The sequence below is a fragment of the Nocardia arseniciresistens genome, from assembly GCF_046764875.1.
GTDB lineage: Bacteria > Actinomycetota > Actinomycetes > Mycobacteriales > Mycobacteriaceae > Nocardia > Nocardia arseniciresistens.
Genome location: NZ_JBKORD010000008.1, coordinates 52,229 through 76,524 on the forward strand (window position 1 = coordinate 52,229; position 24,296 = coordinate 76,524).

Below are 24,296 nucleotides of genomic sequence, written 5' to 3' on the forward strand. Positions count from 1 at the left end.
ATCAGATGTACGGATCAGACCTATCTTTCGAGCATCGTGAACGAAGAGATCCATCGGTCGATTTCGGTGTCTTTCCGCAGCCTTCTGACGAGATCGTCGAACTTGGGGTACGAGTGGGCGACCATACTGATCGTGCGCCGGGGTGGCTCGTCCTTCGTCGAGAAGAACCAGTGATTCACATGCGCCACCTTGACCACCAGTAAGGAATCGTCGCTTTCGAAGGTGAGTTCGTCGTCGACACGGGGCACAGACAGCGCATTGACGGTGAAGTCGACACCGTCGTCGCGCTCTTCGTCCGCCGGAACGAACACATGAAGGTCGTATCGAACCGGTCCCACGAGAGAGGTGGGTGCGGAATTCTGTTCGGTTGTCATCCCTCCCATCGTGCCGGAAGCCGCGTCGTGAACGCGGCGAATCACCTTGTCCGGCCGTGTGTTCCGTGTTGCCAGTCGGTGCACCGGTGGATACTCGAGCCCATGACCATGAAGGCGGGGTTCCGCTGGTACTCGCCGAGAATCCAACGAAGTTCGGCATATCTCCTGGTAGGGGTGATCTGTCGGTGGCGTCTCCTTGGACCCGGCGTCACCGATAGATAGCCCTCACAGCTGCGGTTACTCCGATATCCGCATTGGGAAGCGCTGGAACAGGTTGATGATGCCGCCACTGATACCCGAAGAATCAGGCCCGGCTGGCGCTGCTACGGGATTCAGGTAATCCAGACGAACCCGGGTGCGGATCCGGTCAGATCGCCCCGCAGCGTTGCGAGTGGAGTCAGGTTTGTTGGCCGTCGATTTCGCGCGGCGCCAGCGTTCGACGCAGTGGAACGCTGTAGTCCGATTCGGTAGGCGGAGACCGTGCACGGGCAGGTGTGTTCCAGCCGCTGTCGCCGTGAGTTCGAAGACGGCGGATCCGTTCCGGTCGATACCTCGGATGAGCCGCGTCGAGGCGAAGTGGCGGTTCCGACGCGCTAACTCCGTGCCTCTGTGGCCTGGTCGTAGACCCCTTGGTGGACCGCGTCGGGGAATATTCGGCACCGACACTCGGGTTGTGGATCGTGTGCAAATCGTAGAAAGCATGGGTGGACCCAGAAGATGACCAGGTCAGCGGTGGTATAGGCTTTGTCGGTCATGAAGTCGGGTTTTTCGGGTCCGCTCAACGGTGCGCCCAACACGGTCTACCTCGATCATGCGGCGACCACACCGATGTTGCCCGCCGCGATCGAGGCGATGACGGCTGTCCTCGGACTTGTGGGAAATGCGTCGTCGCTGCACGGTTCGGGGCGTGCGGCCCGTCGTGTGCTGGAGGAGGCGCGCGAGTCGATCGCCGCGAATCTCGGCGCACGGCCCTCCGAGGTGATCTTCACTTCGGGTGGCACCGAGAGCGATAATCTGGCGATCAAGGGCATCTATTGGGCCCGCCGCGATGCCGATCCGCGCCGGACGCGCATTATCGCGGGCTCGACCGAGCATCACGCGGTCATCGATACGGTCGAGTGGCTGGAGCGGCACGAGGGCGCACAGGTGACCTGGCTGCCGGTGGACGCCGACGGCGTGGTGTCGCCGCGCGCGCTGCGAGCCGCGCTGGCCGAATATGTCGACGAAGTCGCGGTCGTCACCGTCATGTGGGCGAACAACGAGGTCGGGACTATCCAGCCGATCCGCGAATTGGTCTCTGTGGCACAGGAATTCGGTGTGCCCATCCACAGTGATGCCATCCAGGCCGCGGCCCAGCTACCCATCGACTTCGCCGCGAGCGGGCTCTCGGCGGCAAGTTTCGCCGGACACAAGGTCGGTGGCCCGCACGGGGTCGGGGTGCTGCTGCTCGGCAGGCAGGTGCCGTGTGTGCCGTTGCTGCACGGCGGTGGGCATGAACGGGACCTGCGTTCGGGCACCTCCGATACCGCTTCGGCCGTCGGCCTGGCCACCGCACTGCGCGAGACCGTCGCCGAGTTGCCGACCCGCACCGTCGAGCTGACCGGACTGCGTGACGATCTGATCGAACGGATCCGCGACATCGTGCCCGATATGGTGCTCAACGGTCCAGAAGGCGACCAACGACTGCCGGGCAACGTACACGTCACTTTCCCCGGATGCGAGGGCGATTCGTTGCTGATGCTGCTGGACGCGGCGGGGATCGAGTGCTCGACCGGGTCGGCGTGCAACGCGGGCGTCGCCACGCCGAGTCATGTGCTGATCGCCATGGGCATCGAGCCGTGGCAGGCGCGTGGTTCATTGCGATTTTCGTTGGGGCACACCTCGACCCGCGCCGATGTGGACGCGTTGATGACGGTATTGCCCCAGGTGGTGCAGCGAGCAAGGGCCGCGGGCCTGGCCGGTGCGAAGGGAGGTGTCTGACTTATGCGAGTACTTGCCGCAATGAGTGGTGGCGTGGATTCGGCTGTGGCGGCGGCACGTGCTGTCGACGCTGGTCACGAGGTGGTCGGTGTGCATCTCGCGCTGTCGGCGACACCGGGCACGCTGCGCACCGGTGCGCGCGGCTGCTGCTCGAAGGAGGACGCCGGTGACGCGCGACGCGCCGCCGACGTGCTCGGAATCCCTTTCTACGTCTGGGATTTCGCCGATCGCTTCAAGGAAGACGTGATCGACGATTTCGTCGCGGCCTACGCGGCGGGCGAGACGCCGAATCCGTGCCTGCGCTGCAACGAGAAGATCAAGTTCTCCGCGCTCGCGGACCGCGCGGAGGCGCTCGGCTTCGACGCCGTGGTCACCGGGCACTACGCGCGGCTCGAGGACGGTGTGTTGCGCCGTGCTGTCGACGCCGACAAGGATCAGTCCTACGTGCTGGCCGTGTTGACCGCGCAACAGCTTTCGCGGGCTATGTTCCCGGTGGGCGATACGCCCAAGCCGCAGATCCGCGAAGAAGCCGCCGAGCGTGGCCTCGCGGTGGCGAACAAGCCCGACAGTCACGACATCTGCTTCATCCCCTCCGGTGACACGCGCGCGTTCCTCGGCGCCAAGATCGGCATCCGGCCCGGTGCCGTCGTCGACAATGACGGCCAGGTACTCGCGAACCACGAAGGCGTGCACGGGTTTACGATCGGCCAGCGCAAGGGTCTCGGTCTGCCGGGTCCCGCCGCCGACGGCAAGCCGCGCTACGTCACCGATATTGATCCCGGCTCGGGCACTGTGCGCGTCGGCTCGGCCGAGGACCTTCAGGTCTGGGGCGTTCAGGCCGATCGCGCGATCTGGACTTCGGGTGCTGCGCCGGTCGGGCCGATCGAGTGCGTTGTGCAGGTGCGTGCCCACGGCGGCATGGCGCCCGCGATCGCCGAAGCCGTCGGCGACGGTCTGACGGTGCGCCTGCGCGAGCCGCTCACCGGTGTAGCCCGCGGTCAGGCCGTCGTGCTGTACCAGCCCGATACCGAGGGCGATCAGGTGATCGGCAGTGGCACTATCTCCGGCACGGTTCGCGACGAGTCCGACGTGGTGAGCGGCGCGAGCGCGACGCGGTGACCGTCGCCGGTGCACCGCACCGGCGACATGCACAGGCATCCTTTTCGTCACCCAGGCATGCGTCGGGGTGCAACACACGATGAGGCGCGAGCCTTGTACAGAGGTGGCACGGTGAGCGAGATCGCCCAGAAAACAGGCGAAGTCGACGCGAAGCGACCGGTGCGCATCCCCGGCGGCATCGCGACGGCTGTCGGCTCATGGCCTGGTACCGATCCGCGCGAGGCAGCGGCCACCATCATCGGTGAGTTGCCCGACCTCGCGCATCTGGTGGAGTTGCCTGGCCGCGGCGTCGGATCGGACATGCTCGGCCGGGTTTCCGCCCTGCTCGTCGATATGCGATTCGATACCACCACCCGTGGCTATCGGCTGGCCGCGCGACCGGGAGCCGCGTCCCGTCGCGCCAAGGACCTGCTCAGGGCGGATCTCGACGCGCTCGAAGAAGCTTGGGAGACATCGGGTTCGGCGGGGACCGGCCGCATGGTCAAGGTGCAGGCCACCGGACCACTGACCCTCGCAGCCCAGGTCGAGCTACCCGGCGGACACCGCATCCTCACCGATCCCGGTGCGGTGCGCGATGTTTCGGAATCGCTGGCCGAGGGACTCGCCCAGCATGTGGCCGAGGTCCGCAAGCGGCTCGGCGCGGAAGTGGTTCTGCAACTGGACGAACCGTCGTTGAACGTGGTGTTGGAGGGTTCGCTGAGCGGACCGAGCATCCTGAATACCGTTCGCGCGATGCCGGAACCCGAGGCACTCGCGGTGCTGGATGCCGTGATCACCGCACAATCCGCACCGGTATTGCTGCACAGCTGCGCCGCACCGCCCGCACTGGCCTTCCTGCGCGGCAGCGCCGCCGCGGCCATCGGCTTCGATATGGCGACCATCGGCACTCGCGAACTCGACCAGATCGGCGAAATCCTCGACACCGGAAAGCGATTGGTGCTCGGACTGGTGCCATCGGCGGCTCCCTCCGATCCGGTCACCTGGCGTAATTTCGCCGAACCCGGCGTCCGCCTCGTCGACCGGCTCGGCTTCACGCGTAAGACCCTCGCCGATCAGATAGTGGTCAGCCCCGCTTGCGGCTTGGCGGGTGCTCCGCTCGAGTGGGCACGCAAAGCGCTCCGCTTGTCCGCCGAAGTGGCCCGCGCCTACGCCGAAGAACCGGAATCGCTGACCTTCGACTGACCCGGTGTGCCACGTGCCGGACGTTCATCGAAAATCCTGCGATCGGGGCGGCGACGTGCGGGAACGTGCCATCGAGATGTCGGTGGGCTCGGCTAATGTGCGTTGCGTGAACGACAGCGACGATGTGGCGGTCCCGGCGGCGGCGGAGCAGCGGGTGGAGTGGCAGCGGCTTGCAGATGAGGTTCGCGAGCACCAGTTCCGCTACTACGTGCGGGATGCGCCGATCATCACCGACGGCGAGTTCGACGCTTTGTTGCGGCAGTTGCAGGCGTTGGAGGAGCGCCATCCCGATCTGCGTACACCCGATTCGCCGACCCAGCTGGTCGGCGGCGGGTTCGCGACGGATTTCACCGCGGTCGACCACCTCGAGCGGATGCTGTCGCTGGACAACGTGTTCGACTTCGATGAGCTGCGCACCTGGGCGAGCCGGGTGGAGGCCGAGACCGGGCCGAACCTGCACTATCTGTGCGAGGTGAAGATCGACGGTGTCGCCCTGAACCTGGTGTACGAGAAGGGGCGGCTGGTGCGTGGTGCGACTCGTGGTGATGGACGCACCGGTGAGGACGTCACGCTCAACGCCCGCACCATCGAGGACATCCCCGGCGAGCTGCGGTCGAGCGCCGAGTTCCCGGTTCCCGACCTGCTCGAGGTGCGCGGCGAGGTGTATTTCCGGCTGGAGGATTTCCAGACGCTCAATGCCGCCATCGTGGCGGAGGGCAAGCCGCCGTACGCGAACCCGCGCAACACCGCGGCGGGATCGCTGCGGCAGAAGGATCCTGCGGTGACCGCGCGGCGCAGGCTGCGGATGATCTGCCACGGTTTCGGGCGTATCGAGGGATACGCCCCGGCCTCGCAGCACGAGGCGTATCGCGCGCTCGCGGCGTGGGGCTTGCCGGTATCCGAGCACACCAGGCAGGTACAGGGCATCGACGCGGTGATCGACCGTGTCACCTATTGGGGAGAGCACCGCCACGATATCGAGCACGAGATCGACGGCCAGGTGATCAAGGTCGACGAGATGTCGTTGCAACGCCGCCTCGGCTCGACCTCGCGGGCACCGCGCTGGGCGATCGCCTACAAGTACCCGCCGGAAGAGGCGACGACCAAACTGCTGAACATCGAGGTCAATGTCGGCCGCACCGGTCGCGTCACCCCGTTCGCGGTGATGGAGCCGGTTTCCATCGCGGGTTCCACGGTGGCGATGGCGACGCTGCACAATGCGTCAGAGGTCAAGCGCAAGGGTGTGCTGATCGGCGATACGGTCACCATCCGCAAGGCGGGCGATGTGATCCCCGAGGTGCTCGGTCCGGTGGTCGACGCACGGACCGGCGCGGAACGTGAGTTCGTGATGCCGGTGCACTGCCCGGCCTGTGGCACCGAGCTCGCACCGCAGAAGGAGGGCGACGCCGACATCCGCTGCCCGAACCAGCAGTTCTGTCCCGACCAGCTGCGCGAGCGGGTGTTCCATGTCGCGGGCCGCGGTGCCTTCGATATCGAGTCGCTCGGGTACGAGGCCGCCAACGAACTGCTGAAGTCGAATGCGATCACCGACGAAGGGGATCTGTTCGACCTCACCGAGGAGCGGCTGCTGACCACCGCGCTGTTCGCGAACAAGGACGGCGGCCTGTCCGCGAACGGCAAACGACTACTCGACAACCTGCGAGCCGCCAAGAATCGCCCGCTGTGGCGGGTGCTGGTCGCGCTGTCCATCCGGCACGTCGGCCCGACCGCCGCACGCATACTCGCCAGGGAATTCGGCAGCCTCGACCGCATTCAGGACGCATCGGCGGAGGAACTCGGCGCTGCAGATGGCGTCGGCCCGACGATCGCCGCCGCCGCCGCGGAATGGTTCACCGTCGACTGGCATCGCGAGATCGTCGACAAGTGGCGGGCCGCGGGCGTGCGAATGGAAGACGAACGCGACGAGTCCGTCCAGCGCACGCTGGAGGGTTTGTCGATCGTGGTGACGGGTTCGCTGGAAGGGTTCTCACGGGATGGGGCGAAGGAGGCGATCCTGGTGCGCGGTGGAAAGGCGTCCGGCTCGGTCTCGAAAAAGACGGCGTTCGTGGTGATCGGTGAGTCTCCGGGTACCAAGGCCGCCAAGGCGGAGGAACTCGGTGTGCCGATTCTCGACGAGGACGGCTTCCGGCGACTGCTCGAAGAAGGAGCGGATGCGGTGACGCCGGGCGCGGAGGACACCGCAACCGAGGACGCTGAGGCGGCGGAGTAGGACCGGTGCTCGCCCAGGGTGAACATTTCTTGACCTCAACCGCGATTCAGGTACGAGGATCGAGTGGTAGGCAACTATCAGGAGTTCACCATGGTTCACCGTCCCACCGCTCTCATCACAGGTGCTTCAGCAGGATTCGGGCTCGCACTCGCTCGTTCGCTGGTCGGGCGCGGCTGGCAGGTGATCGGTACCGCTCGCCGAGCCGACCGGCTCGAACGCGTGCGAGCCGAACTCGGTGACGCTTTGCTTGCGGTGCCCGGCGACGTCACCGAACCCGGGTACCGGGCGGAGTTGGCTGATACCGCGCGCCGCGTCGGAGACCTCGAGGTCGTCGTGAACAACGCGAGCAGGCTCGGCCCGAGTCCGATGCCTCGGCTCGCGGACTACGCGCTCGACGAGCTGGAGTCGGTATATCGCACCAATGTCTTTGCCCCGCTTGCTATCGCACAGTTCACCCTGCCGTTGCTGCGGGCCGGTGGTGGCGTGCTGGTGAACATCAGCTCTGACGCGGGCGTCGAACCGTACCCGGACTGGGGTGGATACGGTTCCTCGAAGGCGGCACTCGATCAGCTCACTGCCATCCTGGCCGCCGAGAACCCGCAGGTGTCGATATATGCGTTCGATCCCGGCGATATGCGCACCGAAATGCACCAGGCCGCGTTTCCCGGTACCGATATTTCCGGCATCCCCTTGCCTGAGACCGTTGTCCCCACATTGCTGCGGTTGATCGAGGAACGGCCGAAGAACGGGCGCTATACCGCAGCCGATTTCGCGACCGGAGTGGCCAGATGACGTCTGTTCTCGCCGACTGGGCCCGAGTCCTGCCGCCCGAACGTAACGCTGTCGCACCGCCGGAGGCTCGTGGGTTGGCGCGCGACGAGGTCAGAATGCTGGTGTACTCGGATCAGCTCACCCACGCCAGATTTCGTGAGCTACCGCAGCATCTGAACCCGGGTGACCTTGTGGTGGTGAATAATTCGGCGACCCTATCCGCGGCCGTCGACGGAACGATCGACGGCAAGCCGGTCACGCTGCACCTTTCCACGTGGCTCGATGGACCCGCTGAACCCGGCCCCGCAGTGTCGGACATAGGTGCCGCAAGCGCTTTCGGTGGTCGCGCCGGACGCTGGGTGGTGGAAGTCCGCACGATCGATCGCACTCCCTTCCCGGTGGGAGGTCTCGTGACGGGGACCCGAATTCGGTTGCCGGACGCCGCGAGTGCCACCCTGCGTGAGCCATGGCTACCGGGTGCGCATCGACTGTGGATCGCCGACCTCGATACGGATCCGCAACGACTGCTCGAGCGGTCCGGCTATCCGATTACCTATTCGTATGTGCCACAGCGCTGGTCGGCGTCGTACTACACGACCGTCTTCGGCCGCATCCCCGGCAGCGCGGAAATGCCCAGCGCGGCAAGGCCGTTCACGCAGCGTCTGGTGCTGGATCTGGTGAGTTCGGGAGTCGCGATCGCGCCGATCACATTGCACACCGGAGTGTCCTCACCGGAAACGGGCGAACCGCCGAGCCCTGAGCGCTTCGCCGTCTGCGCCGCGACCGCTCGCAGGGTCAACGACACCAAGGCGGCAGGAGGCCGCGTCATCGCCGTGGGCACCACGGTGACCAGGGCCCTGGAAACCACCGCGGACCACACCGGACGAGTCCACCCCGGCCGTGGCTGGACCGACCTGGTGCTCGGCCAGGACCGCCCCGCTCGCACGGTCGACGGCATCATCACCGGCTGGCACGCCCCCGGCGCGTCGCACCTGGACCTACTGGTCGCGGTGGCGGGCGAGCCCGCAATCCACGAGGCATACGCGACGGCTCTCGACGCCGCTTACCTCTGGCACGAGTTCGGCGACAGCGCCCTGCTCTTCGGCGTCAGGACGGGGTGATCGTCACAGTGGCGTCGAGCTGACTGCCGACGTCGAGCCGCCCGCATTGACCGTTGCTGAGATCGAGATGCTGCGTGGTGTTCTTTTTCTTGGAAATCTTGATGGTCGCATCCACAACGACGTGGGCCGAACTCATCGAGCACACCTTGGAGATCGCGGGCGATCCGTCGAAACTGACCGTGCCGCCACCCTGACAGGTATTTGTCTCGTTGGTGAAAAAGAGCCGCGCCGTACCGTCCGAGCACGGTGCGTCGGCAATGGCCTGGGGGGCGGCCACGACAATCGACCCGAGGCCGAGGGCGGCGACGATGGAGCTTCGGACCATAAGACGACGAACGGTCATTTCCATCGCTACTCATCCAATCGAAAATAGTTACAACAATCAGCGCCACCGAGGAACCGTGGCGCCAGCATGCTAACGCGCCGGGCCGACTGTTCGCACCACGAATGCCTCGGGTACCTGCGAAGAAAGCCAGAATCCGCTGTCGACGTGTGGTAGCGATGCGCATCGGGCTCGCGGCCGTTTGCTGCCGCGGCTGCCGATAGCGCGTTTTCCGCGGGTTGGAGCGGCCGATTCGAGGGGCGACGGCGGTGTCCGAGGTGGCGGTGTCGCGGGTCGGTGCGGGAGACGACAGGATGACGGGATGCTGCGGAGTTTTCAGGTGACGAACCATAGATCGTTGGCGGATCGGCAGGAGTTGCGATTGAGCCGGGGGAGTGGACCGGTGGCGGTGCCGGTGACCGGGGTGCACGGTGCGGGTGCCGCGGGCAAGACGAGCCTGATCGACGCGCTGGAGCAGATGCGGGATGCGGTGTTGAATTCGGTGACGGGGTGGGATCCGTACGCGGGGCCGGTGCGATCGCCGCACCTGGGTTTTCCCGATCGCCCTTCGGAATTCGTTGCGGGTTTTGTCGCCGAGGGCGTTCCGTATACCTATGGCTTCCAGTTGGACAACGCGGATGTCACGGCGGAATGGCTGCACGCGCATCCACGCTCGCGTAAGCGAATCGTATTCGAGCGCAATGGGGAACAGATCAAGATCGGGCCGATGTTCGAGGCCGCGCGCTACGGCATCGCCGCACTGATTCCGCTGGTGCGCCCGAATGCCTTGTTGCTCAGTCTCGCCGGGCAGATGTATGCCGAGGCGCTGGTACCCGCCTATCGCTGGTTCTCCGCGATGCTCGAGGTGCAGCAGGGTCCCGCGCAGGCGTCCGCGGTCGCGCATCGACTCGGCAGCCATGTCTCGGCGTCCGGTGACAATGCGGTGCGGCTACTCATGTTGCTGCGTACCGCCGACCTGGGCATCACCGATCTGCTGATCGCGGAGAACGACCCGCTGTACGCGGACTATCTCCGTGACATGGACGTCGATATCGCGGAGACCGCCAAGCAGCTCGAACTGTGCGCGTCCTCGCCGGGGCACGCCGATAAACTGCTGCGGGAGAACGGAATTACCGAGCTCATGCTCGACCGGGAACTGAGCAACCTGAAATCCGCGCGCGATGCCCTCTACACCCGCATGGTCGCCCGCCGCGGCGTCGGCCTGAACCTGGTGCACGCCGGCATCGACAACGCTTTCGACATCACCGACGAATCCACCGCGACACTCTCGATGTTGCGCCTGCTCCCGACCATGCTCGACGCACTCGACTCCGGCCGCGTGCTCGCGATCGACGACATCGACGCCGATCTTTCCACCGAAGAGGCCGACCGCCTGATCCAGCTCTTCCAGAACCCGGAAACCAATTCCCGTGGCGCGCAATTGATCTTCACCACGAAGAGCCGAACCCTGATCGACCGAGGCAACGGCCGTTCGCAACGAACCCGCACCGCCGTCTGGCACGTGCGTCGTACCGAGAGCGGGTCCAGCGAGCTCGCGGCGCTGTAGTCGCCCGAGATCGGTGAGCCTGTCGAGGCCATGGCGGGATCGTTCGTCGCGCCCGGGCCAATAGCATGGTTGGCATGCTGGAGTTCGGGATGTTGCTGATCATGGTCACCGCGTTGGTCGGCTGGCTCGTGATCTACCTGCGTGGACGCCGGGGGGTCGAGCCCGCACAGGCCGAAACGGGCTCGCTGTACTTGACCGGGGTGAGCCCACGGCCCGATGCGACGGGCGAGCAGTTCGTGACCATCACCGGCAACCTGACGGGTCCTTCGGTCCCCGGCACGGTGGTGTACGGCCGCTTCGTATGGGACACGAACGCGTGGCCATCGATCGGCGACTACCTCACCGTCGTCTACCCATCGGGCAAACCGGATCGCTTCCAGGTCACCGACCCGGGGGGCCGCCCCGACCTCGGTAGTTGACCGTCGCACGGCATGCAGTCTCGTCCGGTGGTCGTCGCGCGGGTGGGTTGTCGCGTTCGGTGGAACGTCGCGCGCATGGCTGTCGCGTCCGGAACCGAGGTTCTCGGTGGCTGTGAGCTGTGGCACTGGTCAGCGGCTGTGACGTAGCGCGCACCGGGGCGAATGGGAGGATGCCGGTATGAGTGCTGCCGGTAGGGATGCGAATGACTCGAAGGTCGTGGTTCGGACCGCGCGATCGGACGAGTACGACGCCGTCGGTGACCTGACCGTCGAGGTGTACGTCGGCGAAGGGTACGTGATTCCCGGCAGTCCGTATGCCGCGGAGCTCGCCGACATCACCCACCGGGCGGCTGCGGCACAGGTGCTGGTTGCCGCCCACGACGATCAGGTGGTCGGGTCGTTGACGGTCGCTCGGCCGGGCACCCCGTACGCGGAAATCGCCAGGCCGGGGGAGCTCGAGTTCCGCATGCTCGCGGTATCGAAGACGGCGCGCGGTCTCGGCGCGGGAACGTCGTTGGTACGCACGGTGATCGAGATGGCCACCGCGGAATCCTTTGGAGCGGTGGTACTCACCACCATGCCCGCCATGGTCGACGCCCGCCGAATCTACGACCGCTACGGATTCGTCCCTGTGCCGGAACGCGATTGGCGCACACCCTCCGGCGAACACCTGACAGTGCTGCGCCTGCAACTTCCCTGATCAGGTGTGGTCCCGATGATGTGCGTAGCCGCGCCTGCGAGTTGCTGACCGAGTGTGGTCGCGATGATTCGGGCCGGGTGGCGGTGCTGCCCCCGCCGCGTCTCTAACCCAATACGGTGGCGACGATGCCCGCCAGGTAACCGAGGCGGGCGACCTCGGAGGGGCGGAAGTCGGGGCCGCCCGGTCGCCCGAGCAGCAGCACCTTGCCGGTGTTGCCGAGTGGTGCGGCGGCCAGCTTGGTGTCCATGTCGGACCAGATCTGGGGGACCCAGTCGGCCTCGGGATCCAAGACGATGGGCTTCTCCAGCGGCATCCACGGTGTCGAACCCGCTTGTGTCTCTGGTGCGCTGGGGCTGCCGACGACTCGGTAGGCGCCCTGCGGGCCCATGTCGATGACGGTGCTCCAGCCGACGCGCAGCACTCGGGGCACGCCGTCGACGAGCACCTGCAACCGGTCGTCGCGGGCGCCGGCGACCTGGTCGATGAGTTCGAGTTCGCGATGGGTGTCCAGCACACCCGAGTACGGGCGGATGGAATCCACACGCACGTCGCCGATGGATTCGGCGGCGGTGATCAAGGTGTCGGGCAGCGCGCCCTGCGGTACTTCGACGACGAGGTCGTCGATCGCGAAGCCCGCGCCACGCTCCACCACATCCAGCGACTGTATGTCAGCACCGACGGAGCCGAGTGCGAGCGCGAGCGCACCTAGGCTTCCCGGTCGATCTGGAAGTTGCACGCGGAGCAGGTATGACACGTGCTTTCCTTTCCTTGGCAGCCGAGCGTTGTGAACGGATACCCGGGTCTGGCAATACTTACACCCCGGAGTGCCGGTTATCGACTCGAAGCTCGACGGGTGACGGATACCACTCGGCGATTTCGTACGAATGCGGCGTGTCACGCTAGTACGTGAGGTGTGTCGTCGTGCACCCGGCTCCTGCGGAACAGGGGTGTTCACCATTTCGAGCGGCCTGCGAGCAGTCGCTACGACCATTTCGAGCGACCTGCGAGCAGTCGCTACGACCATTTCGAGCGACCTGCAAGCAGTCGCGACGGTGCCGACTCGCTAGGCTGTGCGGTGCCTATTGAGCACGCCCAAACAATGCCGAAAGGGGTTCCGCGGTGCCCGCCATCTCCCGCGACGAGGTCGCACACCTCGCCCGGCTGTCCAGGCTCGCCCTGTCCGAGTCCGAACTGGATCAGTTCGCCGGTCAGTTGGATTCGATCCTGAGCCACGTGCGGACCATCTCCGAGGTCGCCGCCGCCGATGTCCCCCCGACCTCCTCGCCCAATCCGGCGACGAACGTGACGCGCCCCGATGTGGTCGTGCCGTGCCTGACTCCGGAGCAGGCGCTCTCGGGCGCCCCCGCGGTCGAAGAGCAGCGGTTCCTGGTGCCGCAGATCCTGGGAGAGGCCGAATGAGTACGAGTGGGTCGGACCTGACCACACTGTCCGCTGCCGAGCTTGCGGGCAAGATTCACGGTGGCGAGGTGTCCTCGGTCGAGGTCACCCAGGCGCATCTGGATCGGATCGCCGCGGCGGACGGCGAGATCAACGCCTTCCTGCACGTCTCGGGTGAGCAGGCGCTCAGCGCGGCGGCCGCGGTGGATTCCGCGCTGGCCGCCGGCAACGCGCCCGCGTCACCGCTTGCCGGAGTTCCCTTGGCGCTCAAGGATGTGTTCACCACCACGGACATGCCGACCACCTGTGGATCGAAGATCCTCGAGGGCTGGGTGTCGCCGTACGACGCGACGCTGACCACCCGGCTGCGCGAGGCGGGCATCCCGATTCTCGGCAAGACCAACATGGACGAGTTCGCGATGGGCTCCTCCACCGAGAACTCCGCGTACGGCCCGACCCGTAACCCGTGGGACACCGACCGGATTCCCGGTGGTTCCGGCGGTGGTTCGGCGGCCGCGCTCGCCTCGAACCAGGCGCCGCTGGCCATCGGCACCGACACCGGCGGCTCGATCCGTCAGCCCGCCGCCGTGACGGCGACCGTCGGCACCAAGCCGACCTACGGCACGGTGTCGCGCTACGGTCTCGTCGCGTGCGCCTCCTCGCTGGACCAGGGCGGCCCCTGCGGCCGCACGGTCCTCGACACCGCGCTGCTGCACGAGGTGATCGCCGGGTACGACCCACGCGACTCCACCTCGCGCAAAGTTGCGGTGCCGCCCGTGGTCGCCGCCGCGCGCGAAGGCGCGAAGGGTGATCTGCGCGGACTGAAAGTCGGTGTGGTGAAGGAACTTCACTCCGACAGCTACCAGCCCGGTGTGCTCGCCTCGTTCGATGCCGCGGTAGCGGTACTCAAAGAACTCGGCGCCGAGGTAGTCGAAGTGTCATGCCCGCACTTCGAATACGCGCTGTCGGCGTACTACCTGGTCATGCCGAGCGAGGTGTCCTCGAACCTGGCTCGTTTCGATGCCATGCGCTACGGCCTCCGCGTCGGTGACGACGGCCAGCACAGTGCCGAGCAGGTCATGGCCGCCACTCGTGCCGCCGGATTCGGGCCGGAAGTCAAGCGCCGCATCATGATCGGCACCTACGCATTGTCGGCCGGATACTACGACGCCTACTACGGCCAGGCATTGAAGGTCCGCACGCTCATCGCGCGCGACTTCGACAACGCCTACGAGAAGGTCGACGTACTCGTCTCCCCGACCAGCCCGTTCACGCCGTGGAAGCTCGGCGAGAAGGTCGACGATCCCTTGGCCATGTACCTCTCGGACTTGTGCACCCTGCCCACCAACTTGGCCGGGCATCCGGCGATGTCGGTGCCGTCCGGGTTGAGCGAGGACGACGGCATGCCGGTCGGGTTGCAGATCATGGCCCCTGCTCTCGCCGATGATCGGCTGTACCGTGTCGGTGCCGCGTACGAGGCTGCGCGCGGCGCGATCTGAGCTTGTCGACCGCTTCGCGAAAGGTTTCGCAGGCACATGCCGAGAATCATCTTGTATCCATCCGACGAACTGATCCGAACTCTGACAAACGGATTGCTCGGCGGTCATGAGCAGTGGGGTTCGGTCCCGATGTTCTTCGGCTTCACCCTGGCGGGTCCAGATCAGATCGGCGTCATGATGCACCCGATGCCGCCGTCGGACGCCACGTCGATGCAGGACGTGGCGACGTCGATCTTTTCTCAGGCACCGCGTAAAACATTGTGGGGGTTCGGATTTCACACCGTGGCCGAAACGGTGCTGATCCGAACCGCCGACGCCCGAGGAAACCTCTGGATGGCCGAGTGGTCCGAAGCACGCCCCGACGAGATGGTGGAGACGTTCCGATCGGCCGAGGGCGGCGTGCCGGACGATCCGACCGAACGGGAACTCTGGGTCGCGGCTACAGCTTTGGCGGCACTCTGAACGAGTCCGGCCACCCGTCGGCGTCCACTTCGCAGCGCGTTCCGTCTGCCAGGTGGACCTTCGGCCGACTGTCCACCGGAGCAAGCGCCAACTTGTGGACGGTGTCCGCATTGAAGTCCGCGAGCAATATTCGCACCGATGGCGCGAGGTCGCGGTTCGGCTGGAACGGGATTTTCTCGGACACCGTGCCTACTCGCCGGAAGCCGGTGTAGGAGAGTCTGTTCCGCACAATAGGGCGGCCCAGTAGTCGTCGCGAAGCGTGTCCCACAGATCGAGGTGACCGGGAAACGCCTCGCGGGCCGAGACGAGATCCAGCGGTGGCGTGCCATCGAACAGCACCAAGCCCGGCGCGGCCGCGGGCAGCGGTTCCTTGCTGGGCCACCGGTATGCGGGGGATGGGTCGGCACGGTTCTGGATGCGCAGAATGTGGATGCCGCTGTGTATCAGCTGCCAAGTGGCGACCTTCCTGCCGTCGGGTGATTCGGTGGTACGCAACCGATCTCGCCGCATCACTGCCCCTCGCGATTGATACGCCCGACGCCGGGTGACTCGACACCCCGGCATCGGTACGTCTCGGCGGAACGGTCTGCCCACTCGCGGACTGCGTCGGCGAAACGCTCGACCACGTCGGCCGGTGCACCGACGTAGGCGCTCGGTGGTCCGATCAGCGGGGCTCGTCGGGGCAGGGTGTTCACAGTTCACCTCTAAACGGTCGATGGGTTACCCGAAACCGGGGCGAAACGCGGCACGCACGCCACCCAGCGGTCAAGCTGTTCCGAAGCCACTGCCGGATGTCCGTTGTAGAGAACGGCTTTCCCGGTTTCGGGTATGTGCCCAAGTAGACACCCGCTCGTACCTTCGTGGAATATCCGTGATTGCAGTTCCTTGCTCGAGATGCCAAAATTCCACCACGGGTAACTCCAGCTCAGAGCGCCCCAGCAGGAGGCGTTCCAAAATTCGAGACGTCCGATAGCGAGGCTAACTAATGGCGACTGGTTCAACGCTTCCGCAGCGAGCCGCAGGTCGTGAACTTCGCAGACTGAGGCTGAAGGTCGGAAAGAGCCAGGCGGCAGCCGGGAAGGTCATCGAGGTATCGCCGCAGACGATCGGCCGCATGGAAGATGGCCAGCCGACGAAACTGTCCCGGCTCTACGTCAATGCCCTGTGCGATGAGTACCTCGCGACCGCCGACGAACGGCAGACATTGCTGATGCTGGCCGCTGAGGTGGAGGAGGCTCGGAAGTCGGGCGGCGGATGGTGGCGAACCTATCCGGTCGAGCCGAAGTTCGATCACTATCTGGGCTTGGAGGAAGCCGCACGCCGACTGACAACGTTCCAGCTCACACTCTTGCCGGGACTCTTACAAACTCCTGAATATCGGCGAGACATGATCTGGGTGGCAAACCCTGGGATACCACCCGCAGACGTCGAACGACGCATCGAACTTGCGATCAGACGCCAAGCGCGACTGAATGAAGACCCCAAAGACTTTCAGATGGACGTGGTGTTGTCGGAGGCCGTGCTGCGACATCAGGTTGGGGGTCCCGGTGTCATGGCGGGGCAACTTCGGCGTCTTGCCGAGATCAGCAAGTATCCCAACGTCTCGATCAGGGTCATTCCGCTTCGGGTTGGTAGCCACGTCGGTCTACAGGTCGGCTCGTTCGTACTGCTCGAGTTTCCGCCCCTTCCGTCGTCCCGGATGATCGAGCCGCCCGTGGTCTACGTCGAGGAGTATGCGGGACATCTGTACCTGGAGAACGGTGGCGAGATCGAGAAATACCGCGAAGCAGGAAGCAGTATCCGGCGTGTAGCGTTGGATGAAAGCAAGACCAGAGCACTGGTTCTGGAGATAGCGGAGGAGCTCGAGAGTGATCGCTGACCTGTCCGGAGCGAGATGGTTCAAGAGCAGCCGGTCTGCGAACGCGGACGCATGCGTGGAGGTGGCGCATCTCGAGGGGGGCATGATCGGCGTCCGCGACAGCAAGAACCCCAGTGGTCCGGCGCTGGTCTTCACGCCCGGTGAGTGGGATGCCTTCACCGCAGGTGTGAATGAGGGTGAGTTCGACCGGCGCTAGGCGCGCGGCAGAGGCGGTTGTGTTGACACCTGCGAGACAAGTGGTGGGTTGACGCGGCATCCGCCACGTGCCGGCTCGGTACGAATTGGGGTGCACGCCAACCGATCATGAGTGACCATGATCGGGTCGGAACCATCAGTGCGTTGGACGGAGCAGTGCAGTGGAACAGGCCACGGTGTATCGCTGGAGCATCCAGAACGGAACCGGTGTGCTGACTCGTCAGGATGGCCAGCCCGCGTGGTTCCATCTGTCCACCGTCGCGAAAGACGATGTGCTCAACCTGCAAGAAGGGGACAACGTCGATGTCGAAATCGAAAACGTTCCACAGGGGGAATGCAAGTGCAGGGCAACATCCGTGCGCAGGCACATCGGTTAGCAAGTGTGGTCGCCGTGCTCGCGGCGACCTTCACCACCGCGCTCGCCTGGGCACCGACCGCTACTGCGCAGGCCGCCCGGTCTATCACTTCCACCCCGATGACACGGGTTACCGACTACCGCCAGGGCATCCCCGCCGATTACTGGTGGCATTCCAAAGTCTTCAACCTTCAACTCGACACCACATATCAGCTCCGGGCACGCTGCGAATTCACCGCCGCCAACGGGCACACCACCGCACCCGGCAACGTCCAATACAGCGTCGAATTCACGTTGCATTCGACATAGAGGCGCCTCGCGCATTCCGGACAGTCGACCGACTAAGGTTGCCCCGAAGATAAGGGGTGAACGCGAAGTGGCACAGAAGAAGCGGATATTTTCTCCCGAGACGTTGGCGATGAATGAGCGGGCTTGGGAGAGAATGATCGAAGTATGGGTACGGCCATAGGGGAACTCATCCGAGATTTGGGTAAGGCTCGCGGCCGGTCACGTGGAAACTCGCCGACGAGCTTCCACGCACAACGAAGGGTAAGTAGTGAATATTTGTCTACCGTTTTACGGGTGGTGGAATGTGAAAAGGGATGACCAACAATAGGATTCGCGATAGAATTCGAACATGAATTCGAACCTCGCCTCGATCACCGACCCGTCGGTAGAGGCGGCGTTATCGACTCTGGAAACCGGACTCACCCAAGCCATGAAAGTCCGCACCGACCCCCTCAGTAACCTGGATCGGCTCCGCGTTCTGCAACGCATCGAATCGGTCGTTCGGGCGCTCCCCGCGCTCGGTTTGGAGCTCATTGCGCAAATCGAACGGCAGTGGAGCAACAACGATTTCGCCACCCGGAATGTGACCGACACCCTCGCCGACGGGTTACGCATCAGCCCCAGTGAAGCACGCGGACGGTGGCGTGCGGCTTCAGAACTCGCCCACCGCACCACCATTGATGGGGGAACCCTCGACCCGGCATTGCCTGCGACAGCGGCCGCGCAACGCGATGGCGCGATCGGTGCGGCACATGTGAAAGTGTTGCGGCAGTTCTTCTACCAACTCCCCACCTGCATCGACACCACCACCCGGGCATCCGCCGAAACCGAACTCGCCGCCCACGCTCGGGTGCTGCGACCGGACCAGTTGAAGAAAGTCGCTGAACGCCTCGAAGCGATCATCAACCCCGATGGCACCTTCGACGACACCGACCGCGCCCGACGCCGTAGCTTCACCCTCGGCCGCCAAGGCCCGGATCTGATGAGTAAATGTCTCCTCGTCGCTGATCCGGAACTACGCTCCTACCTCGAAGCAGTATTCGCGAAACTCGCCAAGCCGGGGATGGGTAACCCCGAGGGCAGCAGCGCCGCGCAACTCGAGGGTGAACCCGATCCTGCCGCCGTCGAGCGGGATGACCGCAGCAGCGGGCAACGCCAACACGACGCGTTGAAAACCGTGGCGCGGGCGATACTCTCCTCCGGGAACCTGGGCCAGCATCGTGGGCTACCGGTGTCGGTAGTAGTGACCACATCGCTGCAAGACCTCGAAAACGCTGTCGGACACACCGATCCCGCGCACGGTCCGAGTGAAGTATTCGTGTCCGGGCCACCGGTAGTCACCGGTGGTGGAAGCCTGTTACCGATGCATGACCTGATTCGGATGGCCGCCCACGCCTACCACTATCTGGCTGTTTTCGACGACAGCGACGGTCGACCCCTCTATCTGGGTCGAACCAAACGTATCGCGACCGCTGGTCAACGCATCATTTTGCATGCCCGCGATATCGGTTGCACTCATCCGGGATGCTCGAAGCCGGGATATTTATGTCAAACCCATCATCGTGAGGAATGGGCCCACGGTGGTGGCACCGACGCTGATCAACTCACCTTCGCCTGCGAGCCTCACCACCGCCTGGTCGGTAGCAGTGACATGCAGTGGGCGACCGTCCCGGCACCGGTAGGTCACCCGACACCTGGTCGCACTCAATGGATTCCACCACAGGCCGTCGATTCGAAGCAGGTACCTCGGATCAACCATTACCACCATCCGAGCGAATACCTTGCGCCCCAACCCCACCCACCCGACAGAGAATCCGGGTAGCTGCCCGGGGCTTGGCCCGCTTGCCGGTCGACCGGTGATCGCCATCGCCGCCAGCGTGCTTGCGGCCGACGTGGGTCACGCTGAGATCAGCACTGCGCTGGGCAGGTAGGAAAGCGGTCGGCTGGTACCGGATGGCCGCTGAATCGGCCGACCGATCCGGCGACGACGCAATCCGAATATGGGTACGTGGGCGGGCTGCTATCGCTTTGGGCTACGAAGGTACCGCGCTGCCCTTTGCCGAGCTCTTCGCCGAACAAGCCGTAGAGCTCTCCGAATAGCCGACCGTGGGCCGGTTGAACGCGGTGATGGGTGCAGCCCACGCCGCCGCTGTGCATGGCGACAAGACGCGGGCGTTTGGCACTGACGGAGACCGGCCGCCGCATCTTCGACAAGGTGGGCAGCGAGCAAAAGGAATCGGACTACGCCGTCCCTTGGTGGAGGTTCAACGTATTCATTTCTTTGCTCGCTGCCCGACTCGGTGCAGAGAAGGTGGCCGTCACCGCACAAGATGCGGTCCGTGTCGAACTGCCGTCGTCGTTGCCACGGTTCGCGGCACACCTCGAAATGCATCGAGGGCTGATATTGGTCCGGGCAGGAGACCGCGACGAAGGTGTCGCTCTCGCCCGTGGATCATTGGATGCGCTACCGCCGGAAAAGCATTCGCTCACCTTGCGAATGTCGATGGACGAGATCGCCGAACCGGAGGCGGCCGAGTGCTGTATGGCCGCCCCGCGACGGAGGCGTTAGCCCTGGTGAGCTCGGTTAAGGTAGTCCTGGCGGCACTGGTCGAGGGCCACCGTCACCATTTGGTGGGCTACCTTGCGAGTGATGCTGCGCGGTCGGGCGCCACGCTGGCGACGCCCCACTTGATGGGTTGGCGAATTAGAATCCGCACGCGGCGTCGAGACCGGTCAAGGCAGCGCTGAACGCTGGATCGGCCATCATGGTTTTCAGATCCGCAGTGTTCGGGGTGACTATCCGGTGCATTTGCGGCAATGCGTTGTCGAGCGCGGTCTTCGCCCGGCCTTCGTCGGCTTTGGCTGAGATGTCGGCGAGGCTCGCGAGGAGGCCGTTCCACAGTCTGCTCGATTCCGCTGGTGCGGAGGGATCGGACCGGTCGATGGCATGGTTTTTGTTGCTGTAGTCCTGGAGCGCGTCAACGGTTGCCGCGCAGGTGCTCGTGTCACTCACCGCGTTCGCCGACCCCGCTACCGCCACGCAACCGCCGATAACACCTACCAGTGCCATCACGGTGGCAATCGCGTTACGCATATGAATTTCCTCGTCCTACAGTCCGAATCCCGAACCTGTAAGTTCTACAGCGTAAACAGCGAGGCGTCAAGATCCAAAAGTATTGGCAACGGGTGCATTTCAAACAGACCGGTCGATCGGTTCGCGCCGCGCGGTTATGTGGGCCAGGTGAATTCGGGGTCGGTGAGGTAGTCCTGGCGCCGCTGGTCGAGGGCCATCGTCACCATGTGGTGGGCTCCGGGGCCGACTATCCTGCGTACCGGCGGGTTCGGCATGTCTACGAGTAGAAGCAGTTCCGCCGCGGCGACTTCCGGTCCCGGTTCCGCCCACTCCGAATCGACGTCGGTCGCGGCTGGCGGTGCGGAGGGGTCCGGGTAGTTCGGCATACCTAGGATGGCCGTGCGGAGATCTTCGTAGGCGGGCAGCGCGGTGCCGAACTTCATGCTCGACTTCGCCCAGTCGGTGTCGAATCCACCCATCTGCGCGAGGGTGACCGAAATCCCCAGTGGTCGTAGTTCGTCCGCGAGCGCGGCGCTGAAACCTTCCAGTGCCCATTTGCTTGCGTTGTACATGCCGAACAGCGGCAGACTGCCCACCGCGCCGACCGTTGAGATCTGCACGATGTGGCCGGACTTCTGCTGGCGCAGGTGCGGTACTGCCGCTTGTGAAACCCAGAGGGCACCAAAGAAGTTGGTGTCCATCTGGTCGCGGATCTCGGCTTCGGTGAGTTCTTCTATCGCGCCGACGAGGCCGTATCCGGCGTTGTTCACGATCACGTCGATGGTGCCGACCACCTCGAACGCACGGTCCACGGTGGTAATTACGCGATCGCGGTTGCGAACGTCCAAGGGCAGTACGGTCAATCGGTCGTCGGTGAGGTCGGCCATCGACCTCGGGTCGCGGGCGGTCGCGACAACACGGTCGCCGCGGTCGAGGGCGGCGATCGTGAAGGCCCGGCCGAGTCCGCGGTTGGCGCCGGTGATGAACCAAGTTCTGCTCACTGCGTCGATCCTTTCGTCGCGAGACGCTCCGTCTCGTTTAAGATATGCCAGACAATGCCAGACGAATAGGCTGCCGTCAATACGAGACGGTTCGTCTCGTTGCTGAGATCGGCCTCGTTCGACGCCTCCAGTGCCGCCTGGTCCAGTGAGCGTGCCCGAGTCGCGATCCTCGCCGTCGTCACCGAACTGTTCGCGAGCTGCTGGACGCGAAGCTGAAGCTCGGCTCGCCGGAGTGGTGAGCCGAGCTTCGGTTGACCGCAGTTGCCGGGATGCGTGCTCGAATCAGGTTCGATATGCGTCGCGACGGTGGGCTACGTCGACCACCGTCACAACCATCCGTTTGTCGTCGATCCGGTACAGGATGCGGTATGTGCCGCGCCGCGCAGACCAGCGGTCATCCAAAGGGGGCATGAGCTGTTTGCCGACTCGGTGTGGGTTGCCGATCAGAGGGCCGGTCATGAACTCGAACGCCGCAACGGCCACCGCTTCGGGGAGTCGTTTGGTCAACATGCGCCGTACCGTCGGTGTTGTCTCCAGCGTGTATTCGCTCACCGAGCGCGGTTCGCCATCGCCTTGGTCAGCTGGTCTGCGGTGACCACTTCACCGCGCGCCAATTCGGCGTCGGACTCGGCCAATCGGGTCATCGTCGCGGAGTCGGACAGGACTGCGATGGTCTCCTCGAGGGCCTCCAGGTCCTCGATGGCGATCAGCACCGCGGCGGGTTCGCCATGGACGGTGATGGTGACCCGCTCGTGCTGGGTGCGCACGCGTGACACCACCTCGGACAGGGTCGCCTTCACCTCGGCGAGCTTCACGTTCATAGTCATAAGTATGACTAATTCTCGAGTTCGGGTCAACGAGACGATGGATACCGCAGTGGCCGACGTCGGTGGCCAGTGTTCGACCGTTGCCAGTAGAGGTGTTGGCGCGTCCGGTGTGGTCTTGGTCGATCACGGGGCAGTAATCAGCCCCCGGTCGGTGGGCTCGAGGAGTCGGTCGGCCGGGGGCTGAGGTGGGCCGGGATCAGCGGATGTCTGCGAGGTTCACCGTTGCCGCCATGGTGCGGTAGCCCGCTTCGTTGGGGTGCAGGTGATCTCCGCTGTCGAAGGCCGGAGCCAGACTGTGTCGATCGGCGGGGTCGGCGAGTTGGGCGTCGAAGTCGACTACCGCGTCGTATTCGCCGGAGGTGCGGATCCACTGGTTGACCGCGTCGCGCTTGGCCTCGGCGGTGGCCGAGTAGTAGAGCGAATTCCCGAACGGCAGCATGGTCGCGCCGATTACTCGTAGGCCTGCGGTGCGGGCCTGCCGGATCAGGTCGCGGTTGCCTGCGATGAGCTGTTCGGCGGAGACCTCGACCGACCGCTCGCCGATTGCTTCGCCGCCGGTGCTGAGCCCGATATCGTTGGTGCCTTCGAGGATGATCACGGTGCCGATGCCGGGCTGCTCGAGTACGTCCCGGCGGAATCGGCGCTGTGCGGCGTCACCAAGCCAGGAAGAGTCCACGGTGACCCGGTTGCCGCCGATGCCTTCGTTCAGGACCGCGCGCGGACTGCCCGCGGCGGCGAATCGCTCGGCCAATTCATCGGAGTATCGGTTGTCGGCGTTGGTATTCGAGCCGACACCGTCGGTGATCGAATCGCCGAAGGTTACGACGCCTGCTCGGCGCGGAATCGCGTTCATCGCCTCGACGCCGGAGAGGTAATACCAGGACTGGGTTGTTTCGGTGAAGGCCTCGGCGGTCGCGTCGGCACGATGGTCACCAGCGGCCCGATAGCTGGTCGCGAAGGACTGGGCGTGCTGGGTGGCCGGACCGGTCGGCTCGGCCAGATACAGGGTGATGGTCACCGACTCCAGCGGTGAAAGTGGCAGCAGCACAGGATCGGTCGCCAGGTCGGCGCCGGGCGCGATGCGGAATGACGGTGCCAGGTCGACTGTCAGGTTCTGCACCGTGTCCTGGCGAATGCTGCCCTCGGCGCCGGAGCGGGCGATCGTCGCACCCGCGACGGCGAGCGGTGTCGTGCCGTAGCGGTTGGTGAGGCGGATGCGGGTGGCGACACCGCCGTCGCTTACCCGAACCATCTGCCGCAGTGTTTGATTCGCGAAGCCGGTCTCGGCCCAGTTGGGGGCGAATGCCTTGCTCGGTAGGTGTGGAGACGTAGCCCAGACCGCGGTCCACCCGGGCGGCTGCGGCGGTGTCGCGCCTGCTGTCACTGTGGTGGCGGAAAATAGGACGAGCAGCAGCAGTGCTACGAGGGCGCGAACAGCACGCACGGCGAAATCCAATCTCTGGCGGTCGAACCTGCCCGATTCGTACCGGACCGATCGGACAACCTCCTGAACCGGACAGTCATTCCCCGGCTC

The 24,296-nt window shown here is 64.9% G+C and carries 30 protein-coding genes; 19 read left to right on the forward strand and 11 right to left on the reverse strand.

The window, feature by feature from the left end:
- Positions 1-20 precede the first annotated feature (20 nt).
- The gene (locus ACLMAJ_RS16075) at positions 21-374 is read right to left on the reverse strand and encodes a hypothetical protein (protein ID WP_412014498.1); all 354 of its coding nucleotides are present in this window, start codon (positions 372-374) and stop codon (positions 21-23) included.
- A gap of 753 nt (positions 375-1,127) precedes the next feature.
- Here ACLMAJ_RS16075 and ACLMAJ_RS16080 point away from each other — a divergent pair.
- The 6 genes from ACLMAJ_RS16080 (at position 1,128) to ACLMAJ_RS16105 (ending at position 8,777) form a co-directional block, all read left to right on the forward strand.
- Complete coding sequence (locus ACLMAJ_RS16080; RefSeq protein WP_412014499.1) at positions 1,128-2,354, forward strand: cysteine desulfurase family protein; 1,227 nt, start codon at positions 1,128-1,130, stop codon at positions 2,352-2,354.
- A gap of 3 nt (positions 2,355-2,357) precedes the next feature.
- A complete protein-coding gene (gene mnmA, locus ACLMAJ_RS16085; protein WP_412014500.1) occupies positions 2,358-3,473 on the forward strand; it encodes a tRNA 2-thiouridine(34) synthase MnmA in 1,116 nt (371 codons plus the stop codon).
- 120 nt (positions 3,474-3,593) lie between these two features.
- Complete coding sequence (locus ACLMAJ_RS16090; protein ID WP_412014791.1) at positions 3,594-4,655, forward strand: methionine synthase; 1,062 nt, start codon at positions 3,594-3,596, stop codon at positions 4,653-4,655.
- 106 nt (positions 4,656-4,761) lie between these two features.
- Entirely contained in the window at positions 4,762-6,885 is a 2,124-nt protein-coding gene (gene ligA, locus ACLMAJ_RS16095) for an NAD-dependent DNA ligase LigA (RefSeq protein WP_412014501.1), read from the forward strand.
- 90 nt (positions 6,886-6,975) lie between these two features.
- Positions 6,976-7,677 (forward strand): SDR family NAD(P)-dependent oxidoreductase, encoded by a 702-nt coding sequence (locus ACLMAJ_RS16100; RefSeq protein ID WP_412014502.1) that lies wholly within the window; start codon positions 6,976-6,978, stop codon positions 7,675-7,677.
- Positions 7,674-8,777 (forward strand): S-adenosylmethionine:tRNA ribosyltransferase-isomerase, encoded by a 1,104-nt coding sequence (locus ACLMAJ_RS16105; protein WP_412014503.1) that lies wholly within the window; start codon positions 7,674-7,676, stop codon positions 8,775-8,777. The genes ACLMAJ_RS16100 and ACLMAJ_RS16105 overlap by 4 nt, the downstream gene beginning before the upstream one ends.
- On the opposite strand, the gene ACLMAJ_RS16110 is transcribed toward ACLMAJ_RS16105, so the two are convergent.
- Positions 8,764-9,126, reverse strand: coding sequence for a hypothetical protein (locus tag ACLMAJ_RS16110; protein ID WP_412014504.1), 363 nt, complete (start codon positions 9,124-9,126; stop codon positions 8,764-8,766). The two genes, ACLMAJ_RS16105 and ACLMAJ_RS16110, sit on opposite strands and share 14 nt — an antisense overlap.
- A 295-nt stretch (positions 9,127-9,421) precedes the next feature.
- On the opposite strand from ACLMAJ_RS16110, the gene ACLMAJ_RS16115 reads away from it, so the two are divergent.
- From ACLMAJ_RS16115 to ACLMAJ_RS16125, 3 genes are all read left to right on the forward strand, one after another.
- On the forward strand, positions 9,422-10,666 hold the full coding sequence (locus tag ACLMAJ_RS16115; protein ID WP_412014505.1) for an AAA family ATPase: 1,245 nt from the start codon (positions 9,422-9,424) through the stop codon (positions 10,664-10,666).
- Between the two features lie 74 nt (positions 10,667-10,740).
- Positions 10,741-11,085 carry a hypothetical protein gene (locus ACLMAJ_RS16120; RefSeq protein WP_412014506.1) on the forward strand — a complete coding sequence of 115 codons (345 nt, stop codon included), beginning with the start codon at positions 10,741-10,743 and terminating at the stop codon, positions 11,083-11,085.
- Between the two features lie 178 nt (positions 11,086-11,263).
- Positions 11,264-11,785 carry a GNAT family N-acetyltransferase gene (locus ACLMAJ_RS16125; RefSeq protein ID WP_412014507.1) on the forward strand — a complete coding sequence of 174 codons (522 nt, stop codon included), beginning with the start codon at positions 11,264-11,266 and terminating at the stop codon, positions 11,783-11,785.
- Positions 11,786-11,888: 103 nt separating this feature from the next.
- On the opposite strand, the gene ACLMAJ_RS16130 is transcribed toward ACLMAJ_RS16125, so the two are convergent.
- Entirely contained in the window at positions 11,889-12,539 is a 651-nt protein-coding gene (locus tag ACLMAJ_RS16130) for an ACT domain-containing protein (protein ID WP_412014508.1), read from the reverse strand.
- Positions 12,540-12,904: 365 nt separating this feature from the next.
- Between ACLMAJ_RS16130 and gatC the strand changes: the two genes are divergently transcribed.
- The 3 genes from gatC to ACLMAJ_RS16145 are packed head-to-tail and all read left to right on the forward strand — an operon-like array spanning position 12,905 to position 15,144.
- Entirely contained in the window at positions 12,905-13,204 is a 300-nt protein-coding gene (gatC, locus tag ACLMAJ_RS16135) for an Asp-tRNA(Asn)/Glu-tRNA(Gln) amidotransferase subunit GatC (protein ID WP_412014509.1), read from the forward strand.
- Positions 13,201-14,682, forward strand: coding sequence for an Asp-tRNA(Asn)/Glu-tRNA(Gln) amidotransferase subunit GatA (gene gatA, locus ACLMAJ_RS16140; RefSeq protein ID WP_412014510.1), 1,482 nt, complete (start codon positions 13,201-13,203; stop codon positions 14,680-14,682). The genes gatC and gatA overlap by 4 nt, the downstream gene beginning before the upstream one ends.
- A 36-nt stretch (positions 14,683-14,718) precedes the next feature.
- A complete protein-coding gene (locus tag ACLMAJ_RS16145) occupies positions 14,719-15,144 on the forward strand; it encodes a hypothetical protein (RefSeq protein ID WP_412014511.1) in 426 nt (141 codons plus the stop codon).
- Here the strand turns inward: ACLMAJ_RS16145 and ACLMAJ_RS16150 are convergent.
- Genes ACLMAJ_RS16150 through ACLMAJ_RS16160 form a run of 3 tightly spaced genes read right to left on the reverse strand, consistent with a single transcriptional unit; the run spans position 15,122 to position 15,839 of the window.
- Positions 15,122-15,328 carry a hypothetical protein gene (locus tag ACLMAJ_RS16150; protein ID WP_412014512.1) on the reverse strand — a complete coding sequence of 69 codons (207 nt, stop codon included), beginning with the start codon at positions 15,326-15,328 and terminating at the stop codon, positions 15,122-15,124. The genes ACLMAJ_RS16145 and ACLMAJ_RS16150 overlap by 23 nt on opposite strands.
- A 5-nt stretch (positions 15,329-15,333) precedes the next feature.
- Positions 15,334-15,654, reverse strand: coding sequence for a hypothetical protein (locus ACLMAJ_RS16155; RefSeq protein ID WP_412014513.1), 321 nt, complete (start codon positions 15,652-15,654; stop codon positions 15,334-15,336).
- Positions 15,654-15,839 (reverse strand): hypothetical protein, encoded by a 186-nt coding sequence (locus ACLMAJ_RS16160; RefSeq protein WP_412014514.1) that lies wholly within the window; start codon positions 15,837-15,839, stop codon positions 15,654-15,656. Before ACLMAJ_RS16160 ends, ACLMAJ_RS16155 begins: the two co-directional genes overlap by 1 nt.
- Before the next feature lie 290 nt (positions 15,840-16,129).
- Between ACLMAJ_RS16160 and ACLMAJ_RS16165 the strand changes: the two genes are divergently transcribed.
- The 7 genes from ACLMAJ_RS16165 (at position 16,130) to ACLMAJ_RS16195 (ending at position 20,430) form a co-directional block, all read left to right on the forward strand.
- Positions 16,130-17,023, forward strand: coding sequence for a helix-turn-helix domain-containing protein (locus tag ACLMAJ_RS16165; protein ID WP_412014515.1), 894 nt, complete (start codon positions 16,130-16,132; stop codon positions 17,021-17,023).
- Positions 17,013-17,219 (forward strand): DUF397 domain-containing protein, encoded by a 207-nt coding sequence (locus tag ACLMAJ_RS16170; RefSeq protein ID WP_412014517.1) that lies wholly within the window; start codon positions 17,013-17,015, stop codon positions 17,217-17,219. The genes ACLMAJ_RS16165 and ACLMAJ_RS16170 overlap by 11 nt, the downstream gene beginning before the upstream one ends.
- Before the next feature lie 160 nt (positions 17,220-17,379).
- Positions 17,380-17,595 (forward strand): cold shock domain-containing protein, encoded by a 216-nt coding sequence (locus tag ACLMAJ_RS16175; RefSeq protein ID WP_412014519.1) that lies wholly within the window; start codon positions 17,380-17,382, stop codon positions 17,593-17,595.
- A gap of 5 nt (positions 17,596-17,600) precedes the next feature.
- Positions 17,601-17,882, forward strand: coding sequence for a hypothetical protein (locus tag ACLMAJ_RS16180; protein ID WP_412014520.1), 282 nt, complete (start codon positions 17,601-17,603; stop codon positions 17,880-17,882).
- 328 nt (positions 17,883-18,210) lie between these two features.
- The gene (locus ACLMAJ_RS16185) at positions 18,211-19,683 is read left to right on the forward strand and encodes an HNH endonuclease signature motif containing protein (RefSeq protein WP_412014521.1); all 1,473 of its coding nucleotides are present in this window, start codon (positions 18,211-18,213) and stop codon (positions 19,681-19,683) included.
- Between the two features lie 131 nt (positions 19,684-19,814).
- On the forward strand, positions 19,815-19,961 hold the full coding sequence (locus ACLMAJ_RS16190) for a hypothetical protein (protein ID WP_412014522.1): 147 nt from the start codon (positions 19,815-19,817) through the stop codon (positions 19,959-19,961).
- A gap of 76 nt (positions 19,962-20,037) precedes the next feature.
- Positions 20,038-20,430 carry a hypothetical protein gene (locus tag ACLMAJ_RS16195; protein ID WP_412014523.1) on the forward strand — a complete coding sequence of 131 codons (393 nt, stop codon included), beginning with the start codon at positions 20,038-20,040 and terminating at the stop codon, positions 20,428-20,430.
- A gap of 135 nt (positions 20,431-20,565) precedes the next feature.
- Here the strand turns inward: ACLMAJ_RS16195 and ACLMAJ_RS16200 are convergent, their stop codons facing one another.
- The 5 genes from ACLMAJ_RS16200 to ACLMAJ_RS16220 form a co-directional block, all read right to left on the reverse strand.
- A complete protein-coding gene (locus tag ACLMAJ_RS16200; RefSeq protein ID WP_412014524.1) occupies positions 20,566-20,955 on the reverse strand; it encodes a hypothetical protein in 390 nt (129 codons plus the stop codon).
- Positions 20,956-21,089: 134 nt separating this feature from the next.
- Positions 21,090-21,935, reverse strand: a complete 846-nt coding sequence (locus ACLMAJ_RS16205; protein ID WP_412014525.1) for an SDR family NAD(P)-dependent oxidoreductase — start codon at positions 21,933-21,935, stop codon at positions 21,090-21,092.
- Positions 21,936-22,217: 282 nt separating this feature from the next.
- The gene (locus ACLMAJ_RS16210; RefSeq protein ID WP_412014526.1) at positions 22,218-22,445 is read right to left on the reverse strand and encodes a type II toxin-antitoxin system RelE family toxin; all 228 of its coding nucleotides are present in this window, start codon (positions 22,443-22,445) and stop codon (positions 22,218-22,220) included.
- 38 nt (positions 22,446-22,483) lie between these two features.
- The gene (locus ACLMAJ_RS16215) at positions 22,484-22,756 is read right to left on the reverse strand and encodes a type II toxin-antitoxin system Phd/YefM family antitoxin (RefSeq protein WP_412014527.1); all 273 of its coding nucleotides are present in this window, start codon (positions 22,754-22,756) and stop codon (positions 22,484-22,486) included.
- Positions 22,757-22,958: 202 nt separating this feature from the next.
- Positions 22,959-24,206: an SGNH/GDSL hydrolase family protein gene (locus tag ACLMAJ_RS16220; protein WP_412014528.1), complete on the reverse strand. Its 1,248-nt coding sequence runs from the start codon at positions 24,204-24,206 to the stop codon at positions 22,959-22,961.
- Positions 24,207-24,296: the final 90 nt, after the last annotated feature.

Excerpts from the sequence above, each read along its gene's own strand:
- ACLMAJ_RS16075 (WP_412014498.1), bottom strand. The coding sequence starts at position 374 with ATGACAACCGAACAGAATTCCGCACCCACCTCTCTCGTGGGACCGGTT.
- ACLMAJ_RS16080 (WP_412014499.1), top strand. The coding sequence starts at position 1,128 with ATGAAGTCGGGTTTTTCGGGTCCGCTCAACGGTGCGCCCAACACGGTC.
- mnmA (WP_412014500.1), top strand. The coding sequence starts at position 2,358 with ATGCGAGTACTTGCCGCAATGAGTGGTGGCGTGGATTCGGCTGTGGCG.
- ACLMAJ_RS16100 (WP_412014502.1), top strand. The coding sequence starts at position 6,976 with ATGGTTCACCGTCCCACCGCTCTCATCACAGGTGCTTCAGCAGGATTC.
- ACLMAJ_RS16105 (WP_412014503.1), top strand. The coding sequence starts at position 7,674 with ATGACGTCTGTTCTCGCCGACTGGGCCCGAGTCCTGCCGCCCGAACGT.
- ACLMAJ_RS16110 (WP_412014504.1), bottom strand. The coding sequence starts at position 9,126 with ATGGAAATGACCGTTCGTCGTCTTATGGTCCGAAGCTCCATCGTCGCC.
- ACLMAJ_RS16115 (WP_412014505.1), top strand. The coding sequence starts at position 9,422 with ATGCTGCGGAGTTTTCAGGTGACGAACCATAGATCGTTGGCGGATCGG.
- ACLMAJ_RS16120 (WP_412014506.1), top strand. The coding sequence starts at position 10,741 with ATGCTGGAGTTCGGGATGTTGCTGATCATGGTCACCGCGTTGGTCGGC.
- ACLMAJ_RS16125 (WP_412014507.1), top strand. The coding sequence starts at position 11,264 with ATGAGTGCTGCCGGTAGGGATGCGAATGACTCGAAGGTCGTGGTTCGG.
- gatA (WP_412014510.1), top strand. The coding sequence starts at position 13,201 with ATGAGTACGAGTGGGTCGGACCTGACCACACTGTCCGCTGCCGAGCTT.
- ACLMAJ_RS16145 (WP_412014511.1), top strand. The coding sequence starts at position 14,719 with ATGCCGAGAATCATCTTGTATCCATCCGACGAACTGATCCGAACTCTG.
- ACLMAJ_RS16155 (WP_412014513.1), bottom strand. The coding sequence starts at position 15,654 with ATGCGGCGAGATCGGTTGCGTACCACCGAATCACCCGACGGCAGGAAG.
- ACLMAJ_RS16165 (WP_412014515.1), top strand. The coding sequence starts at position 16,130 with ATGGCGACTGGTTCAACGCTTCCGCAGCGAGCCGCAGGTCGTGAACTT.
- ACLMAJ_RS16185 (WP_412014521.1), top strand. The coding sequence starts at position 18,211 with ATGAATTCGAACCTCGCCTCGATCACCGACCCGTCGGTAGAGGCGGCG.
- ACLMAJ_RS16190 (WP_412014522.1), top strand. The coding sequence starts at position 19,815 with ATGGCCGCTGAATCGGCCGACCGATCCGGCGACGACGCAATCCGAATA.
- ACLMAJ_RS16200 (WP_412014524.1), bottom strand. The coding sequence starts at position 20,955 with ATGCGTAACGCGATTGCCACCGTGATGGCACTGGTAGGTGTTATCGGC.
- ACLMAJ_RS16210 (WP_412014526.1), bottom strand. The coding sequence starts at position 22,445 with ATGTTGACCAAACGACTCCCCGAAGCGGTGGCCGTTGCGGCGTTCGAG.
- ACLMAJ_RS16215 (WP_412014527.1), bottom strand. The coding sequence starts at position 22,756 with ATGAACGTGAAGCTCGCCGAGGTGAAGGCGACCCTGTCCGAGGTGGTG.